Genomic DNA, 18,675 nt, shown 5'->3' with positions numbered 1-18,675 from the left:
CTTTCAAACTATTATTTTTTCTAGGTTCAGGGCGCTTCGAGGCGTCTCGCTTTCGCGTCGCTTCCTCTTGAGCGCTTTACTAATCTATCAACTCAACTGAGCTCTGTCAACCCCTAGAGCAAAAAATATCTGAACGGGGTGGCAACCACTCTCAAACCCCTTGCCGGTAACGCTTTGAGCTAACTTATCTCTATGAAGAAAAACTCTAATAAAGAAAAGTACGCTGTGAGCACTAATACTGTTTTGCCCCCCTTGCTGGTGTTGGAGCCGCTCTTGGAGGGCTGGCTGCTGGAGGATATAGGCCGAGGAGATCGCACGACTCAAAGCCTATTTACGGCAAACGTCCCTGAGGGACAAGCCGAATGGATTGTCAAGGAACCGGGCGTGATCACCGGCCTGCCTATCGCTGCGTTGGTCTTTCAGATATTGAATGATAAAGTTAGCTTCGTGCCTACTGTTGCCGAAGGTGAATGGTGCAACCCAAAACAAGTCGTCGCTCACCTTAATGGCCCACTAGATGCGCTACTCATGGGCGAACGAGTGGCCTTAAACCTAGCCATGCGTCTTAGTGGCATCGCCAGCTTGACACGCAAATATATTGAGCAAATTGCTGATCTACCGGCACAACTGGTAGATACCCGCAAGACAACGCCTGGTCTTAGACTTTTAGAGAAATACGCAACCCAAGTGGGAGGAGCTAAGAACCACCGCATGGGACTAGATGACGGTGTGATGATTAAGGATAACCACATTGCCGCCGCCGGCAGCATTGGCGCAGCAATCACGCAAATTCGAGCGCGAATTCCTTACCCTTTAACAGTAGAAGTGGAAACAGAAACACTAGCCCAAGTAGAAGAAGCCCTCAACTACAGAGCGGACATCATCATGCTAGACAATATGCCAGTTGAGCTGATGCACCAAGCAGTGCAGCTGATTCGCACTTCAAACCCTCACATCAAAATTGAGGCATCGGGCAATATCACCCTGGAAACCCTGCGTGCTGTGGCCCAAACCGGCGTAGACTACATTTCCACTAGCGCTCCGATCACCCGCTCGACTTGGCTAGATTTAAGTATGAAAGTAAACATCGGCACCCAGTCCGTTCAAAAAGAGGCTACCTAAAATTTAGTGAATTTTCCTACTGAAAAAAAAGTGCATTAAACAATAAATCTACCAGCCCCATCGGCAAATTTATATAGGCTGATCTCCGTAGGGCCGGTAGATTTTTCACTAGCGCATTTGCAGTTGGGAATTTCTACGCACTGCTACTTTGAAATAAAGTGCACCCAGAAGCTGCCATCTGGAATGCAGACAGTGCGAATCACCTGATAGGAGTAATGTAGATAAGCTCCACTGCCATCTGTACGATATCCTTCTGGACTCCATTCTCCATAAGGATCGTGGACATAGAAGCCTTCGTTATCGTAACCGACGATAGCAATAAGGTGACCAAAAGCCGTAAAAAAGCCATGTATCACAGCCGGCTTACCCTCTGATAGCCAATCTTGAACTTCCTCGATTGTGGCATTTTCTTTAAAATGATCATGACATCCGTAAGCTGCCACAACTTGAGCCAAATCATACGGATTTTGTCTGTTTAAACCTTTAGTTTCAGTATATTCATACAGCTCATCTTCAAATTGTCCAGAATCCCTCTGGCGAGGAGCGCCCAAGAACTGCAAGCACATGGCAAGTGAAGTGACATTGCCAGAACCCGTAGGATTAAACAAGTTGTCTAGTTGAGACTGATAAGGAACATCGAGCTTTACATTTGCTGGCTTAGCTTTTGGATAAACAAGCCTTGTCTTTTCATAAACCTCAATATGCTGCCCAAATGCGTACCAAATTTTAGAATTGTTAAACGAATCTTTACGCAAAGTGACTCTTACGTGATTGCGAACAAGTTCAAAGGACAAAAGCTCAAAGGATTGACCACCTTTAACTTCTTGTTTCTCTTGCTGTGATAGCTCAGATAATGAGATGGGTTTCGCTTTTAAAACTGTGTTGAAAATGATTTTAAGAACTGGAGGTGAAACGGTAATCTCCTGCGGCTGAGTTTTAATCATCTTATTAGCTGTGATTGCACCTAAAAAGCCTGGTTCTTCACATTGCATTAAGGATTGAAAACGCCTCAAAGCCGCTGTAGAAATTGGGCCAAATCTACCGTCTGCCGGCGGTTCAAGCAAATTCAATTCGATCATCCGCATCTGGATTTGACGGGTGAGTTCTGGGTCAGATGCTATGGCATTAACGTCATACTTGATGTTTGTGTTGAGAAAGTCTTGTAACTTCATCTTCCATACCTGCCTTCTGAATAAATGGCTCAATCTGAGCTGCTTCCAGTAGATTACACCAATTTTATTTTCCTACATTAAGCTAAAACAGTTTTTCCCGGTTAAGCTCTTGGTTTAGCTGACCGGGGACATAGCAGACGTTTTTTAAATCAATGGCTGACTTCGCTTAGCACCCCATGTACAGTTTGAGCAAATCAAAAGCAGGTACTTGCATCCAAAAAAGTTCTATTGGGTTTGCTCCCACTTAAAGTTGGAAAACTGGAGGTAGGATGGAGATGTTCCCCCTACCTCCAGTTTCAGGCCCTATCAGGATGATTGACTGGGAAATTTTAACGCTCAGACGCCAAACTTCATCTTTCCGAACACCTCCTCACAATTGGGGCACTTAAAATGTGAAGGTGGTTCTGACAGTTCCAACGAAGTCCGTTTCGTTGCTGTCGTTATGCTCTGGATCGAGAATGACAAACAAGCCTGGAGTGATGGCGATATTATCCGTTACTTGATAGCGGTACAAAGCCTCTAGGTGTAAATAGGTGTTTCTATCTTCAGTCGCATCGCTCTCAGTCACTTTAGGCGGCATCCCAATGATAAAGGCTGCCAAATTTCCTTCTTTGCCCAGATCCGGGAAAGCTAAGCTCAAAGCCCAGTTGATTATCTTAGCATCTGCATCTCCTCCTGATTCTTGCTGAGCGTCAGTCAGGCCACCCCAACCCGAAATGATAAATCGAGGGCTGAGACTGACGCTCGCTTCAACACCATAGTGATTAGCTGAAGTAGGAACTGTACCGAAGGGTCGATTTGCCAAGCTGCTTCCTGTGCCTCCCGATAGGTTACTGCCATTACGAGAGTAGGAATTGACGTAAGTTAAGCCTAAAGCAAAGCGATTGCTAGGTCGGAAAGTGACTTGACCAAGTGCTGCATAGGAACCGCTGAAAAATCCACCTCCCCCACCAGGAGCGGGATCAGGATCGTTACCATTAGGAGCGTGATAACTTAGGGATACACCCAATGCTTTGCTAAAGTCGTAATTTAGGGTTAGACCCTGTCCTCCGCCTTGCCGATAGATGGGGTTGAACCGGCCAAAGCGGGATACAGATCCCCGTCCGCTACTTTCTAAGGCAGGGTTAAATACGAAGACGTTCTCGTTGTACTCGCCTTGATTGGCATCGACGATGACTGTAGCCCTGCTAGTGAGAGGAAAACGATAGAACAGTTTATGGATTTGTAATTGGTTCTCAGTATTGGCTTCAAATGCCAAGCGATCCATTGGAGTTCCCCCAAAGGCTGTCAAGTCTTCGGTGTTACCGACCTGCAACCGAGCTCTCAAGAGGTCTTTGCCTGTAAAGCTGGTATCCAAGTTTAGCCGGGTGCGGTGAGTAAAGTGGGGAACCGAGCTGCCACCTTCTCCGATAATGTCACTACCGGCAAAGATCACTTCTCCTCTGAGCTTGGTGGTGGTGGAGAACTGATTGGCCTCTAACTCAGAGGTGCGAGCTTCGAGGGCATCCACTCGACCGCGTAAGGTGGCGAGTTCTGCTTGAAACTCATCTAGCAGCCGGCGCAGTATGGCTAAATCTTCTTGGGTGGCAAAGTCTCCCCCTTCTGGTATCAACGCCAAGATTGCATCTAAGCAAGCATTTAAACCGGCTGCAAACTCATAACGGGTCATGGCCCGGTTTCCTCGGAATGTCCCATCCGGGTAGCCGGCAATACAGTTATATCTTTCAACCAAGTTTCGCAAGGCTTCATAGGCCCAGTCTGTTGGCTGGACATCTGAGAGCTGATTCACATCGCTCAGCTGGGCCATTGGGTCTACTTCTTCGTTGGCTTGGCCCATGCCGTCTAGCGAACTCACAGAGGGTTCAGCAGGGACAGAAGTTTCAGAGGGGAGTGTGCCGTCAGATGGGAGTTCTGCAAGTAAATTCCTGCCGGCTGGCACTGAGGTGGCTTTAACAGACAACAACTGGTCGGGGGCATTTACTGCAAGCAGCTCACCTGTCTGTTGAGTTTGCCGATCATTGTTTTCAACAGACGAGGCAATTGGGTCGGCTGCTGCGATTTTCTCTGCATCTTTTTCGCCGGCAGGAGCTTCAACGGCCAAGGCGCTGTTGGTCACAACCAAAATTGCCCCTAGGACGGCTGATTTGTAAAGGAAGGCAGCCCTAAAAATCTTTGGCATCATTATTCTTCTGTCCTCACACCTAACTTAAAAACTGCTGAGCAGATTGTGCTTTTCTTTCACCACTCAAATAATTTATCAGATTTTATCGAGAATCTTCGGTTACTGTTTCTTCTATATTTAGTCACCGCCTGACTTTTAGCTCTAGTATCTGCTTGATAGCTCTTCCAGGTAGCATGGGGGCATTTTAATCTATGAGAAATACTAATTTTTCTAGCTTAAGTAGAGGTAAAGATTTAATAGAAAAAAAGTTAAGACTATCTTTATAAATGTAATCAATGCTACCAGATAAGTTCCAAACACCCGTCCCTTAATCTCTGTAGTCTTAAAATCAGCCAGTGTTCGGTCACGCAAACTGCTTACAATCAGCGTTCAACCACTAACTAGGAAATGTCCAAACCTTATAAGCCCTAATTTCCAGGCCGGCGGCGCGTTTGGAACCAGAGGGTAGTGCCGGTGATGGCCAAAGTGAATAAGCCCAAAGCATTTAAAAAAGGATAAATTACTTCTAAATTTAAAAGGCCAAAATTTCCCTTATGCAGATCGAGCAACCATAAAAAGTCTACCTGTTTGCCGGCAACATCTGCCATTTGATAAAAAAAGCCAGTTATTAGGGTTAGTAGAATGGGTAAAACCATGATGGGTGCAAGCATGGAGTGTAGTTGACGCAACCGGGCTTTGTTAATTGACATAGTCGCCTTTCTAAATAGTGAAACCCTGTTTGCTCTAAGACAGAAATCAACTACAGATAACTTTAAACATTTAAGGGCTACTAAGTTGCCTTTAGCTTGATCATACCTGGCACTTATAACACAAAAAAATAGAAATTTTTCCGCACAGCACTTAGAATGCTTTGAAACTTAGAGAATCTGAGAAAGAAATTTGCGAGTGCGATCCTCTTTTGGATTTTGAAAGAAAGCTGCCGGTGGGGCTTCCTCGACCAACATCCCACTATCCATCAATACGACTCGGTCTGCTACCTCGCGAGCAAACCCGACTTCGTGAGTGACTACCACCATTGTCATGCCCGAACCGGCCAATGATCGCATAACATCCAAAACTTCCCGCACCATTTCTGGGTCTAAAGCCGATGTCGGCTCATCAAATAGCATAATCTTAGGCTGCATAGCTAAAGCGCGAGCAATGGCCACCCGTTGCTGCTGGCCTCCAGACAACTGACCTGGATATTTCCGCGCTTGTTCTAAAATTCCCACACGTTCCAGCAGTTGCATTGCCACTTCTTCTGCTTTCGCTTTTGGCCACCGGCGAACCCAAATCGGTGCTAGGGTGACGTTTTGCAGCACCGTTAAGTGAGGGAACAGGTTAAATTGCTGAAACACCATCCCCACTTCCTGCCGAATTGCATCGATATTGCGCAGATCATGACTGAGAGTAATTCCATCAATTTCAATTTGTCCTTGCTGGTACTCTTCTAAAGCATTAAACGTGCGAATAAACGTGGATTTTCCAGAACCCGACGGCCCCATGATTACGACCACTTCTCCCCGGTTGACTCTAAGGCTGACGCCACGCAGAACGTGAAATTGGCCGTACCATTTGTGGACATCTTGGGCCACAATCATCAAATCTTCGTTTTGTCGCTTGTTCTTTATCTCTTGGTTCATTTGTCCCTTCTCCTTTTTCCTTTTTCCTAGCCTTTTATCGCTTACCCACATCCAACTGTTGTTCCAAACGCCGGCTGACTAAAGACATGGTGTAGCAAAAGAACCAGTAAATGATGCCGATAAACAGATAAACCTCGGCATAACGCCCTAAAAACTGTGGCTGTGCGAGAACAGACCGAGCTATCCCTATCAATTCCAGCAATCCTACAATTGATAACAACGTTGTGTCTTTAAACAAACTAATAAATTGACCGACAATTGCTGGGATAACCGCCCGTAAGGCTTGAGGCAGCACAATTAGCCCAATGACTAAGAATGGATTGAATCCGAGGGCTTTACCGGCTTCAACTTGACCGCGAGGCAGAGATTGCAATCCACCGCGCACATTTTCTGCCAGGTAGGCGGCACTAAATAGGGTCAAGCCGGCGATCGCTCGCAGCACCCGATCCAAGCGAATTTCTGGGGGCAAAAGTAGTGGTAACATCACTTGTGCCATAAACAGAATGCCAATTAAAGGCAGTCCTCGGATCACTTCAATGTAGAAGATACTAAACCAGCGCACCACCGGCAGAGTGCTCTGTCGTCCTAAAGCGAGTAAGACACCGAGGGGAAAGGATAGAACAATACTAACGACAGCCATCAACAAGGTCAGCAGCAGACCATTCCAAAGTTCTGTTCCCACCGGCATTAAACCCCAGCCGCCTCCAATCAGCCATAAAGTGACTGGAAAAGCAACTAGCCATGCTGCCGGCAACCACCGACGCAAAAGACGAGGTTGCCACGCTGACAAGCCGGTTAATCCCACCAAAATAAGCGCAACCAACCACAGCCGCCAAGTTTCGCCAGCTGGGTATCGGCCTACTAAAAATAGTCGTAAGTTGGCCCAGACAACTGCCCATTGTGCTTTGAAAATTGCCCAGCCCAAAATCGCTGCTACTAATTGGTAAATCAGCCAGAGGCAGAAGAGGGTGAGTATGCTGTTGTACCAAGTATTAAAGAGATTCTGGCGCAACCAGTTAAGAGAATTTTGAATTTTGAATTTTGAATCTTCTGGTTTTTGCATTAATTCTGAGTTTTGAGTGACTGCTTTTTTTAGACTATCTAGGGAGAAAATTTTATAAAAAGAAGGATAAGTTTAATGACAAAGCTTAGTTTGCGAATATTTACAAATTTGTAGTCTGTAAAATTTATCACTCAAAACTCAGTTGGTGAATATTTATAAACTTTAGATTCCAACAAACTTCTCCTTCAAACTTTAATTTTTTTACCTCTCTTTAATTTGTACTGAGCTGTTGAACAAATTCATCACACCGGCAATGAGCAGATCGATTACCAAGTAGGTGCCCATGAGTAACACAATCACTTCTACAGACCGACCTGTCTGATTTAAAGTGGTTGAATAGACAGAATAGATATCTGGATAGGCAATAGCAATCGCCAAACTCGAATTCTTTGCTAAATTGAGATATTCACTTGTTAGAGGTGGAATGATTACCCGCAAAGCTTGGGGAAACACGACCAATCGCAGCATCAAAAATGGTTTGATTCCCAAAGCTTTTGCTGCTTCCCACTGTCCGCGAGGCACAGATTGAATGCCGGCGCGAACGATTTCTGCAATGAAAGCGGCAGTGTAAACGGTCAGCCCCACCAGCAAAGCACAGAATTCAGAAGACAGACGGATACTACCCAACTCGACTCCGCGATTGCTAAGAGAAATAAACCCCAGCAGCGAAATTGAATTTTCTTGCACCGGCAGTGTTAGAAAAACAGCAAAGTACCAGAAAAACAGTTGTAGCAGTAAAGGCGTATTGCGGATGGTTTCTACATATATAATTGCCAGTTGCCGCAATAGCCAATTATCTGAAATTACAGAGAACCCAACTATCATGCCCGCAATACTAGCCAGGATAATCCCAATGACTATCACTCGCAGGGTGTTAGTTATCCCCACCAGCAAAGCTTGACTGTATGGGCTTAAGGGGGAGTAAGGAATGGTGGTTTCACCAATATCAAAAGATGCTTGCTCGCCCAGAAAATCAAACCCGTATTGAAGTCCCTGCTGCTCAGAGTTAAAAATTAAGTTATCTAACAGGATGCCAACTGTGATAACTACAAGCAAAACTGCCAAAACTTGGCCGGCAATACGCCAAAACCTCTCATCACGCCACAGGGGGGTTTTGTCCTTTGTCTTTTGTCCTATGTCTTCTGTTCTTTGTCGCTCCATTGTTTTTGATTATTGACAACAGACTCCTAATAATTGACAACTGAAGTATCTTCTTAGAGGAACGGAGGAGAGTATAGCAAACCTCCCTTTGTCCAAAGAGTGTTAATTCCACGGGGCAAGTTTAACGGTGTTTTAGGGCCGAGGTTGCGGTCGTAAACTTCGCTGTAGTTACCAACGTGCTTAATGATGCGAATTGCGAACTCGTTAGAAACGCCCATCCCTTTACCCAAATTTCCTTCAACGCCTAAAAAGCGCCGCACTACTGGGTCGGTGGTTGTAGAGGCAACCTGTGCTACATTCTGCGAGGTAATTTCTAACTCCTCAGCATTAAATAAAGCAAAAACTGACCACTTAACCACATCGAACCATTTGGTGTCACCACCGAGAACTAATGGTGCTAACGGTTCTTTAGACATCACCACATCCAAAAGAATGTGATCATCTGGATTTGGTAAAATGCTGCGGCGTCCGGCTAGCTGAGAGCGATCAGTCGTTACACCCTGGCAGCGACCTTGTGCGTAAGCAGCAAAGGTGGCATCGGTTTCTTCAAACACAAGCGGTTGATAGGTAACGCCGCGTTTACGCATTTGGTCAGCCAAGCTGTTCTCAGTAGTGGTGCCGGTTTGCACGCAGACAGCCTTTCCCTTGAAGTCTTCTAATGACTTAATGCCACTATCTTTTCTTACCATCATGGCTTGACCGTCATAAAACACCGTGGGGGCAAACTCCATCCCCACTTCAGTATCACGGCCTAAAGTCCAGGTGGTGTTGCGACTGAGAAGGTCTACTTCGCCGGACTGCATGGCGGTAAACCGCTCTTTAGGCGTCAAAGGTCGAATTTCTAAAGCATCCGGGTTATCGAACAAAGCGGCAGCGACCGCACGGCAGACATCTACATCCAATCCCACATATTTGCCGTCCTGACCCACATAACTAAATCCGGGCAAGTCAGCACCTACACCACAAATTAACTTTCCGCGCTTTAATACTGTCTCTAAGCGGCTCTGACGGGTAGTTTGGCTGGATGTTGTCTGTTGTGACTGCCGGCTCCGACAGCCTACTAGGGGCATGACCAGGAGCATGGTGGCTAGTAATAAGGAACCCCATCTACGCATAGACTCAGTTATACTCTCTCATTAGATCGGCAAGGCAGCATACAAGGTCATATCTGAAGACCTCGCTTGATAGTGTTTTATCATACAGGCTAAGTTGGGGACTCGCATCCCATTAGCCTAATTTTCTTGTTTTGGTCTTGTGAGCCTAAGATACATTGCTGGCTGATGCACGGTCAGTGAAGTTTTTCTGATCGTCGCAAACAGTCTTAAAGCCTTAGCTTGGCTGGAAATTTATCTTTAACACTTTACGAAAATTATCCCTTAAATTTTTCTGCTCAAGAATACTTTAATTATTTATTTTTAAATGTTTTAAATCAATAAAAATGCTTTTTTCACCCAATTCGGCAGTTTCATTTTTTGCTTCTGTAAGCTTTCTTCGTACAAGTTTGAATGAAAATATAGCAAAATTTTTAAATTAAGGGTTCTTTATTTTCCTAGTTCCTGTGGTGGCGTGAATCAAGTTGCTAGGTTACTATGTGTAAAGCCTAAGTGCAAAAAAAATAAAGCTACAAATAAATAGGTGTTAAAATTACTTGCCTAAGTTTTAGGACTTTTGCAGTCAAGTAGACTTTTCATGATAATTGAGTATCTTTGCCTAAATTTTAGGTACATGAGACAGGCTATGCATAAATATCTAGCAGCGAACTCGGGGAAAACCTCAGACGCTTGGTAGATGTAGCGCCCACTTTTCCCTGATATTAAATAAAGAGTCATTAACTCATCAGAGGAGAAACTGTGCTGCTATCAAAAGGTTTTGAAGTCGAAATGTACACCGGCACACCCCAAGGTAGGGTTGTGGGATTGTCTGACCGAATTGTGGCTGACTTAGATGGATTTGTCCGGGAGCCAGATAGTCGTAACGTGGAATATACCACCGCGCCTTTTTGTCGCTATGAGCGGTTGTTATGTGCCTTGGTGCGCCCCAGAGTCCAGTTGCGGGAGTATTTAAAACATCTGGGTGATTACACAGTGATCCCTGGCAGTACGTTGCCCTTAGAAGGAAGCGATCACTTCTACCGATCTGACCCGAAAAACCCGTACCACGATTACATTGAACAAACTTACGGCACCACTGTTGTCACTGCGAGCATTCACATTAATATAGGCATCAGCGATTTGGAGCAACTGATGCGGGCTTGTCGCCTGATCCGCGTAGAAGCTCCTTTATATCTCGCTCTCAGTGCCTCTTCGCCCTTCCTCAATGGCCAAATCACGGGCAATCACTCGACCCGGTGGCGGATGTTTCCGAAAACGCCGGCCCATGTTCCTTTATTTGAAAGCCACCGCCATTTTGTCCAGTGGACTGAAGCTCAGCTGGCGCTGGGAACCATGCAAAATGTTCGTCACTTGTGGTCATCAGTGCGCCCTAATGGTGATCGGCGTCCTTACAATCTGAACCGGCTGGAATTGAGAATTTGCGACTTGGTTACCGATCCGATCTCGCTGCTGGCCATTACGGCACTATTAGAAGCGAGATTATGGCAATTGCTTAACAATCCGGGTTTAGATCCTTTAGAAATGAGCCAGCTGCCGGCAGGGAACCGAGCAGAAGATTTAGTGGTCTTAACGGATGCTAATGAACAGGCTGCTGCCCATCAAAGTTTAGATGCCCAGTTGCGGCACTGGCAGGACGGCAGGCCCATCTTAGCCAGGGATTGGGTTGAAGAAATTTACCAAGAAGTTTGGCCGGTGGCCAAAAAACGTGGCTTTAGTTGCTTCCTCTCACCCCTGAAAAAAATTCTCCGAGAAGGCAACAGCGCCCAACAGTGGCTAAAAATGCACTCTGGAGGACTCGATTGTCAGAGTATTATCACTCAGGCTATTCAATCGATGGCCGAGCAAGAAGGGGATTTAGAAGATAAGTTATGCCAGATGTTGGCTGCTTAGTTTACTGCTCAAATGGGAAATTAGAATATTTAATCAATGGAGTGGGTGGGGCGTGCATTAGAAAAAGCAATAGTTAGCCTCTATCTTTAGAGAGGTTTAGTCAGTTTGGAGAGCCTAATTGGGTCTATAGTTGCCGGGATTAAGATTGATTAAGTAATTCATGCCTCAAATTGTCTTGATTCATCCCCAAATTCCGCCAAATACGGGCAATATTGCCCGTACTTGTGCCGCTACCGGCACAGAACTGCATTTAGTGGGACCAATGGGCTTTGAAATTAGTGATCGCTATCTCAAACGAGCCGGTTTAGACTACTGGCCTTACGTGAATTGGCAATATCACCTATCTGTAGAAGCTTTCCAAGATTTCCAGCAAGCGCGTGGGGGTCGATGTGTGGGATTTAGCACTCGTGGAAAGTGTAGCTATATTCAATTTCAATTTCTGCCGGATGATTGGCTATTGTTTGGCAGTGAAACCCTAGGTTTGGCGGCAGAAGTATTATCAGCTTGCGATGAGACTGTCTACATTCCTATGACACAGCCTCAGGTTCGCAGTCTTAATCTTTCAGTGAGTGCGGCCCTGGGTTTATTTGAAGCGCGGCGTCAATTGGGCTATTTGGGCTGAAAACTTTGCCGGCTGAGAATCGCTGCGGGTGAGGCCGGTTATGGCTTCATTACTTTATAGTTCTGGCCGCCACATTTGTGGAAACCCTTAACCCGCAGCGATTTCAGTAATAGGAATTATTGGAGACTTTTCCTGAAAGAAAATCCCGAATATCTCTACACAGATATTAAATGATTGCTTCTAAATATCCTTTACATGAAAGAGATTAGGCATTTATAGAGCGAGGAAAGTCGTTTTATAATCATCATAAAACTATCCAGATATGGTAAAGATGCGCCGTAGTTACTTGTGATAAGAAATTTGTATCAAACTACCAGGAGGAAACGGCAGCGCAATAGATAGTTTTTTTTGATCCAAAACAGTGACCGAAAATTCGCTCAAACACTTATCTGTTAAGCAAAGCTGGCAGATTGAGCGCTTCAGTTGAGGGGGTTGTTTGAGCAATGTTAAAGCGGATCAACCAAAAGGTAGGGTTGTATTTCTTGGAAAAATAAGCGTAAATACACGTCTGGTGAGTCAATTCAGGTATTTGGCCACAGCAGCGGTGCCAACATCTACACAGAGTTCAATAGCGGCGGGAAAGCCTTACACAAGCCCCTGATCAGTCGAGGCTACACGAAAACTCTCCGGTCTGAGGTTTTTATTAATGTAAGCTTGTCTAAATTGAAAAAGCAGGGTAATCTTGCCTAAGCATATTGACTCTCAGTGATTTCAATCTCTTTCAGAGGTGATTTGCATCATTGATTAGTCATAATAGATTGGTTCACTCAAGGACAGTTAAGCGCTGGTTGTTAGGAGGTCGTTTCTTGAAACGAGAATTTCCGCAGAAGGTAAGGTTTGTTCCTTCCCCCTCTCCAGAAAAGGAGGCGTTAGTAAAATTTTCTGCGTGCAAGTTGGGATTATTCAGGCAGGCGCACCCAGAGGGCAACCGCCGGGTTCGTACCTCTGCAGCCATGATTGGATTGGCCATTTCTATGGGTGCCTCTAGCCTGTTTCTGCCGAGACAAGGAGATAGAGCGTTTGCAGCGGAACCCATAAAAGCTGAACCGACGGCGAAGAGGGCAATCTCATCGTTAGATAAAACAGCTTGGTTGCCGGTCGCTGATGAAGTTACACCGGCTGCCCAGACAGTGATTGCCATACCTGAAGCGAATGCGCTACCCAGACACGCGGAACAGGAAGATACAAGGTTTTTGCCCTTGTCGCCTGAGGTTGATTCTACGGAAAGAGCTTTGCCTGTAACGGCAAACGAACCTTCCTACAGCATTAGCTCAGAGCCTGTCCTGCTTGCAGAACCAAGGCTGGATATTCCTAAGGCAAGAAGCTTTGAGGAATTTCAGGTGGTGTCGCCGGCAAACACGCTGGTGGTGCCATTAGCCGTTAACAGTCCCATTGCGGATGACGTTAATGAGCTGTTTAAGGCTAAGCAAGAGGTTTTAAAGGCAAATCAAGATGTTGCCATCAAAGATTTACAGCGATCATCGAATCGGCTGAAAAATGGTCTGGCGGAGTTGCGGTCTGAGGAGTCTGCAAGTTCATCTCAATGGGTTCCAGAGCCGGGACAGAACCCCTCTGTAGCCAATCCGATCACAAACTTATCCTATCCGTCTGTCGTTGCGGATCGAGAAGTGTTAGTGCCAGTCGTACCGGCAGCGAGTCCGGAGGCTGAATTCAAGAGCGTGCCGTTAATTGTGCCAACACCGGAAACGGCTGTGGTGCCGAATCCAGCGTTAGTGCCCGTGGTGCCGGCAGCGAGTCCAGAAGTGGAACTCAAGAGCGTGCCGTTAATTGTGCCAACACCGGAAACGGCTGTGGTGCCAGTTCCAGAAATGGCAACATCGCCTCTTGAAGACAAACAGCCGGTGTTTACGCCCTCACAGGGAGTAGAAGTGCCGGATATGTCGCAAGCAGTTGTGATTGCCACAGAAGATAGACAAACGGTTGTCGTTCCTTCTAACGCAGCTAAAGAAGCGAAAGCAAACGTTTACCGAGTCAATTCGGGCGACACAGTTGGTGTCATTGCCCAGAATTATGGAGTTTCTCAGTCACAGTTGGTTCATGCGAATGAACTGAGCGATCCGAATTTTATCAATGTGGATCAAACACTGAAAATTCCTGTCGGTGATGCCGGTAAACCACTGGCTCAGACGATGACTCTGATTGCCAATAGTAATGTGGCACCTGAAGCGGCTTACAACCCGGCAGCGAATACTGAGCTGATTGAAGAGAAGCAAGTGCCGAATCTTGTGATTCCGCAGCCGGCTTCAGCATTGAACCCGACTCTACCGTTGGTAACTCCTGGCACTCCAGAGATCGTCGGCAGTGTTTCGAGTTCGATGGAATCCAAACCCGATGACAGCGCTGAAATGGCAGTGGTGCCGGTTCAACCAAATCAGTCGCCTGAGTCTGAAATTAACCACAAATCTAACCCTTACGTTGAAGGGTTAAGGGCTGAAGTCCTCAAGCTCAGAGAGAAGTACCAGACACAGAAAGTCAGCAATCAAGGGAACGCAGCCATCGCCACTCCGACGCCGGTGGTGCCTTCTGTAATGAACTTATCTGTGCCGACTAGAGAAATCAACAACCCAGAGTTCACTCCTGCTCAGCCTCGTGAGTCCTTGCAAGCACAAGTCTCGCAACAAGCTCGGTTGGGAACCCGTAGTGGACAAGTAACGCAACCGGCACCCGAACAAGCGCCAGTTGTTGCGACAGCGCCGATTGGAGTAGATGGCTACGATCAAATTCAACCGCGCATGGTTTCTCCAGATTTACCGCCTCTCGCCCCTGCTGAGCGCTATTTGCCCAACGGAGCGGCTAGCTTTAATGGGTTTATCTGGCCGGCTAAGGGAGAAATGACTTCGGGCTATGGCTGGCGCTGGGGACGGATGCACGCAGGCATTGACGTTGCCGGTCCTATTGGGACGCCAATTGTCGCCGCCGCGCCTGGTGTTATCACCTACGCAAGCTGGAACGAGGGGGGTTATGGAAATCTGGTTGAAATTCAGCATCCAGATGGCAGCTTGACGCTATACGCCCACAATGACCGGATTCTAGTGCGCGAAGGCCAACAAGTCGAGCAAGGCCAGCAAATCGCTGAAATGGGCAGCACCGGCTACAGTACCGGACCCCACCTTCACTTTGAACTCCACTCGCGTGGCAAGGGAGCCATCGATCCGATTGCCATGTTACCTCAGTAGTTAAGCGGCAGGATTGAGAGAATCTTGAGTGTGGAAGTCTGAAGTGCCCATTTTAGACATCCCCCACTCAAAATCTCACCCAAGGCACAAGCAGGTTAAAAACACCTATTGTGCTAATTGGATAGATGACAGGGTAGCCGGTTGGCTCCCTTAAGCATCTTTGTGAGAAAGGTCTGGTTAAGTGAAACAACTTTTAGCCAACTCTGTCGCAGCAGATGTTGTGCGTTTCAACTCTTCAAGATAGCTAAGTTTTGAAGGAATCTGAATTTCACCGATTTGATTTCTGGGGTCTTCTCCAGACAAATCGCTTTAACCAGTCCTCACCCTCTCGTTAGATTGCTTTCCTGAAAGGGTTCTATTTTCGAGATTAACATCGAAATATGAAGATCCCGTGAAGGGATTCACAATTGTTGCCGGTTGACTGGCCAACCTCAGCAAACTCAACTTTGTCAGCGGTTTTGAGAGATTACCTGGGGAAATTTTCATAAATTTGTCAGTCAATTTGCAATTTAGCTATTGCACTCTTGAACTTTGATGAGTTAAGATATTAAGGCTGAAAAAAAGCACGGCTCAGTAGCTCAGTGGTTAGAGCAGGGGACTCATAAGCCCAAGGTCGCAGGTTCAAATCCCGCTTGAGCCATTTACAACACAAGGCTTTCAGCCTTCCTAATATCAGGGTGATAGCGATTTGCATAGGACGCTAAAAGGCGCTATCTATCGTTAATGTACCCTTAGATTTAGGGCAAGTTTAGGGCGATGAGTAAGACAATTCAGGATCTCCTCAGTGAAGTTAACGCGGAGCTAAAAGCAGCACGAATCGGAGTTGTAGTCAGAGTAAGAGGCGATCGCCTTTCCTTGCGTGGCACTTTTCCACCAAAACCAGGGAGCCAAAAAACAGCCCCACATCAACAAGACCTTGCCCTAAGTATTTATGCCAACCCCGCTGGCTTCCGACGCGCCAAAGCTGAGGCGCTCAGAGTAGGTGGCCTTCTAGCCTGCAAGGAATTCAGGTGGGAGGATTTGGGTTTTGGATTCAAGCCAACAGATTTAATCTCGGATTGGCTGGAGAAGTTTGAGCGCGATTATTTTAACCGCCGCGCCAGAACGCCTAAAACCGAAACCTCGTTTGAGGACTACCTAGATACCTGGAAACTTTTCAAGGATAAGGGAGCGCCTCTAACAGCAGAAACTATTAAGGCGGCCTTACTTAAATCCCCACCAGATTCTCGCCAGCGGAGTCGTGCCTGCATCGCCCTAGGAGCATTGGCTAAATTTGCTGGAATTGAGATTGACCTCAAGCCGTACCGGGGCCGGTACTCGCCCTATGCTGCAATTCAGGAAAGAGAGTTGCCATCGGATGAGCTAATCGAGGAATGGTACAAGCGCATCCCCAATCCAGCTTGGCAGTGGGCTTATGGAATTATGGCGACTTATGGTATCCGCAACCACGAGCTTTTCTACTTAGATTTTAGGGAATTCCATCAATCACCGGGGATTTTGATTATTCAGGAGGGCGGTAAGACGGGTCAGCGTAAGGTTTGGCCTTGCCGGCACTGGTGGGAGAAGTGGAATCTCGGAAATATTAAGCTGCCTCAATGCACGGGCAAAGACAACACTGCACTGGGGCAGCGTGTGACACGGGCTTTCATTCGCTATCGTTGGCATCATGTTAATGCAGGATTCGATGTTTCTATGCTTGCTTACACGGTTTACTTCGTTGATGGAACTTCAGTTGATGTAGTTGTTGATAGCTTGGAGGACGCTGAACAAGCAGCACACGAAGAAACAGCTACAGATACGCCTATTGATTGTGTTGTTCCACATGAAATAAAACCTTCAGACAGATATTAAATCCATCTGCTGGTTTTGCATATAAACCCAGTTAGGAGTAAAGCCACGATTGATGGCTAGTGCTATTTGTGGTGTTATTGCAGATTCATAAGCGCTTCTAAGTTTCTCTTTATCAAGAAGTTCCTCATCACTGAGCTTTAATTCACTTACAAAGGAATCAATCTGATCATTCCATTTTTTTCTGTTAATTTTTTTTAACTGTTTATGCAGGGTTGTGAGACCCAAGTGTTGAAGGCTAACAAACTTATCAAAATACTCTACTGAGGGTAAGTTATTAGATTTTGATGAATTCACTTTTGGAAGAGTGGGAATTAAATTCCAGGGTAAATCGTGACCGACAAAAGACCAGGGTATGTAATGATCCAGAGAGAACTTTTGTGGATCTACTAACTCATCAGAATAAATACAGCGTATCTCTGTATGTGCCTCTTTATGTGCAAAAACTTCTTTCCACCAAATCTTTTGTTCATTGAGCAAACGTCTTTCCTGTGGTGGAAATAACTTGTTGACTATAGCAGGTGTAGTTGGGTTACGCTCCTGCATATATTGTAGCCAATGCCATGATGCCCAGCTGCGTACAATTGAGTAATTGGTTTTTAAATAGGAAACCCAAGACGGATGCAAAATGATTGATTTACACCGCTTGTATTCATCTGAGTCGAAACAGTAAAGAGGTTTATATCCATCAAATTTACTGTTTGCTAAGCGTATGATATGCTGTTCGGTTTGCCCAGGCTGTCTTCTTTCACTAGGGTCAATATTCCTTAATTCTTGTTCAAAAAATGGTCTGATTAGTAGAAACGGAACGAACCGTCTGAAGCGCATAACATCTATATCTTGATTCTCGAGTTTTTTATGTAAATCCCTTCTGTCTTCTTCGGTTAATTTAGCCTTCAATTCACCAAGCCTTATGATTAATTTGTCTATTTCTTTGGTGATTTCATCTTGTTTGCCAAAGGACAGCTTGAAGTAGATGTGTGGATACAAAGCATTGAATAGCATCTCAATAATAATTTCCCTGAAACTGATAGGTGATGAGATGCTAAATTTTCTTCTCTCCAAGATATCTAAGATAGAGATGAAGAATAGATATTTATAAGAATTAGTTGTTTTATTGAAAATTCCAGACAGAAATGCAACATTTACATCTTCCGACGGTGGAAGTTGTCTTTCACTGGTTGAAACAGTTTCTATGCTTTGGGAGAAGCCTCCTAGATAAAGCCTAATGAATGACTCTGCTGCATCTGTATTAATCTCACGTAGGACTTCAACAATACCTGCAACTGTCTCGGCTGTGGGATCTGTGTGTTCATGAAACCAACGAAACACGATAGGGCGGTCAACCCCCAAAGCAGTTGCCAGACTGCTCTGACTGATGCTGTACGTCTCCAATACTTGTCTAAGTGCTTTGCCTGCCTGTCCCATACTAGAGTCAGCCTTTTGTTAACTTAAATGATAACTTCTTATAGCTATGTAGTTAGCATTTATGATAACTACATTGTTCGGGTTCAAACTTGTAATCACCCCTAGCATAAAACCCTCATAAGGTTAATGCAGGGCTTTCAAGACAAAAGGCAGCGCTTCAGCTTTTACAGCTCACCGCTGCCTTTTGGGTTCCATTCCGTATTGCAAAGTAGTTTTTAAACCATGATAGAACTTATCAACAATCTATAGGTTCTCC

The 18,675-nt window shown here is 45.7% G+C and carries 13 protein-coding genes and 1 tRNA gene; 6 read left to right on the top strand and 8 right to left on the bottom strand.

Annotated features, from left to right (window positions below; genetic code table 11):
* The first annotated feature begins 192 nt into the window (after positions 1-192).
* On the top strand, positions 193-1,122 hold the full coding sequence (nadC, locus tag H6F73_RS21390) for a carboxylating nicotinate-nucleotide diphosphorylase (RefSeq protein ID WP_190760788.1): 930 nt from the start codon (positions 193-195) through the stop codon (positions 1,120-1,122).
* A gap of 143 nt (positions 1,123-1,265) precedes the next feature.
* Here nadC and H6F73_RS21385 read toward each other — a convergent pair whose 3' ends face one another.
* The 7 genes from H6F73_RS21385 to H6F73_RS21355 all read right to left on the bottom strand — a co-directional run bounded on the left by H6F73_RS21385 (position 1,266) and on the right by H6F73_RS21355 (position 9,437).
* A complete protein-coding gene (locus tag H6F73_RS21385; protein WP_190760787.1) occupies positions 1,266-2,294 on the bottom strand; it encodes a C39 family peptidase in 1,029 nt (342 codons plus the stop codon).
* Between the two features lie 385 nt (positions 2,295-2,679).
* Positions 2,680-4,476, bottom strand: a complete 1,797-nt coding sequence (locus H6F73_RS21380; RefSeq protein WP_242072588.1) for an iron uptake porin — start codon at positions 4,474-4,476, stop codon at positions 2,680-2,682.
* 407 nt (positions 4,477-4,883) lie between these two features.
* Positions 4,884-5,165 carry a PepSY domain-containing protein gene (locus H6F73_RS21375; protein WP_190760786.1) on the bottom strand — a complete coding sequence of 94 codons (282 nt, stop codon included), beginning with the start codon at positions 5,163-5,165 and terminating at the stop codon, positions 4,884-4,886.
* Between the two features lie 168 nt (positions 5,166-5,333).
* Positions 5,334-6,098, bottom strand: a complete 765-nt coding sequence (locus H6F73_RS21370; protein WP_277882634.1) for an amino acid ABC transporter ATP-binding protein — start codon at positions 6,096-6,098, stop codon at positions 5,334-5,336.
* Between the two features lie 34 nt (positions 6,099-6,132).
* Positions 6,133-7,161: an amino acid ABC transporter permease gene (locus H6F73_RS21365; RefSeq protein ID WP_190760785.1), complete on the bottom strand. Its 1,029-nt coding sequence runs from the start codon at positions 7,159-7,161 to the stop codon at positions 6,133-6,135.
* Between the two features lie 201 nt (positions 7,162-7,362).
* Positions 7,363-8,322, bottom strand: a complete 960-nt coding sequence (locus H6F73_RS21360; RefSeq protein ID WP_190760784.1) for an ABC transporter permease subunit — start codon at positions 8,320-8,322, stop codon at positions 7,363-7,365.
* 53 nt (positions 8,323-8,375) lie between these two features.
* On the bottom strand, positions 8,376-9,437 hold the full coding sequence (locus H6F73_RS21355) for an amino acid ABC transporter substrate-binding protein (RefSeq protein ID WP_190760783.1): 1,062 nt from the start codon (positions 9,435-9,437) through the stop codon (positions 8,376-8,378).
* Between the two features lie 735 nt (positions 9,438-10,172).
* Here H6F73_RS21355 and gshA point away from each other — a divergent pair.
* The 5 genes from gshA (at position 10,173) to H6F73_RS21330 (ending at position 16,994) form a co-directional block, all read left to right on the top strand.
* A complete protein-coding gene (gshA, locus tag H6F73_RS21350; RefSeq protein WP_190760782.1) occupies positions 10,173-11,324 on the top strand; it encodes a glutamate--cysteine ligase in 1,152 nt (383 codons plus the stop codon).
* Between the two features lie 160 nt (positions 11,325-11,484).
* A complete protein-coding gene (locus tag H6F73_RS21345; RefSeq protein ID WP_190760781.1) occupies positions 11,485-11,946 on the top strand; it encodes a tRNA (cytidine(34)-2'-O)-methyltransferase in 462 nt (153 codons plus the stop codon).
* Positions 11,947-12,752: 806 nt separating this feature from the next.
* The gene (locus H6F73_RS21340; RefSeq protein WP_190760780.1) at positions 12,753-15,143 is read left to right on the top strand and encodes a peptidoglycan DD-metalloendopeptidase family protein; all 2,391 of its coding nucleotides are present in this window, start codon (positions 12,753-12,755) and stop codon (positions 15,141-15,143) included.
* Between the two features lie 567 nt (positions 15,144-15,710).
* Positions 15,711-15,783, top strand: a tRNA-Met gene (locus H6F73_RS21335).
* Positions 15,784-15,899: 116 nt separating this feature from the next.
* Complete coding sequence (locus H6F73_RS21330) at positions 15,900-16,994, top strand: site-specific integrase (protein ID WP_190760779.1); 1,095 nt, start codon at positions 15,900-15,902, stop codon at positions 16,992-16,994.
* Here the strand turns inward: H6F73_RS21330 and H6F73_RS21325 are convergent.
* Positions 16,980-18,419, bottom strand: a complete 1,440-nt coding sequence (locus H6F73_RS21325) for an HNH endonuclease domain-containing protein (protein WP_190760778.1) — start codon at positions 18,417-18,419, stop codon at positions 16,980-16,982. The two genes, H6F73_RS21330 and H6F73_RS21325, sit on opposite strands and share 15 nt — an antisense overlap.
* Positions 18,420-18,675 lie beyond the last annotated feature (256 nt).

Source organism: Microcoleus sp. FACHB-68 (genome assembly GCF_014695715.1).
Taxonomy (GTDB): Bacteria; Cyanobacteriota; Cyanobacteriia; order Cyanobacteriales; family Oscillatoriaceae; genus FACHB-68.
The sequence above is the reverse complement of the archived record's forward strand: the minus strand, read 5'-3'. Positions and strand labels throughout refer to the sequence as shown.

Coding starts and splice junctions, on each gene's coding strand:
- nadC (WP_190760788.1), top strand. CDS start 193: ATGAAGAAAAACTCTAATAAAGAAAAGTACGCTGTGAGCACTAATACT.
- H6F73_RS21385 (WP_190760787.1), bottom strand. CDS start 2,294: ATGAAGTTACAAGACTTTCTCAACACAAACATCAAGTATGACGTTAAT.
- H6F73_RS21380 (WP_242072588.1), bottom strand. CDS start 4,476: ATGATGCCAAAGATTTTTAGGGCTGCCTTCCTTTACAAATCAGCCGTC.
- H6F73_RS21375 (WP_190760786.1), bottom strand. CDS start 5,165: ATGTCAATTAACAAAGCCCGGTTGCGTCAACTACACTCCATGCTTGCA.
- H6F73_RS21370 (WP_277882634.1), bottom strand. CDS start 6,098: ATGAACCAAGAGATAAAGAACAAGCGACAAAACGAAGATTTGATGATT.
- H6F73_RS21365 (WP_190760785.1), bottom strand. CDS start 7,161: ATGCAAAAACCAGAAGATTCAAAATTCAAAATTCAAAATTCTCTTAAC.
- H6F73_RS21360 (WP_190760784.1), bottom strand. CDS start 8,322: ATGGAGCGACAAAGAACAGAAGACATAGGACAAAAGACAAAGGACAAA.
- H6F73_RS21355 (WP_190760783.1), bottom strand. CDS start 9,437: ATGCGTAGATGGGGTTCCTTATTACTAGCCACCATGCTCCTGGTCATG.
- H6F73_RS21345 (WP_190760781.1), top strand. CDS start 11,485: ATGCCTCAAATTGTCTTGATTCATCCCCAAATTCCGCCAAATACGGGC.
- H6F73_RS21330 (WP_190760779.1), top strand. CDS start 15,900: ATGAGTAAGACAATTCAGGATCTCCTCAGTGAAGTTAACGCGGAGCTA.
- H6F73_RS21325 (WP_190760778.1), bottom strand. CDS start 18,419: ATGGGACAGGCAGGCAAAGCACTTAGACAAGTATTGGAGACGTACAGC.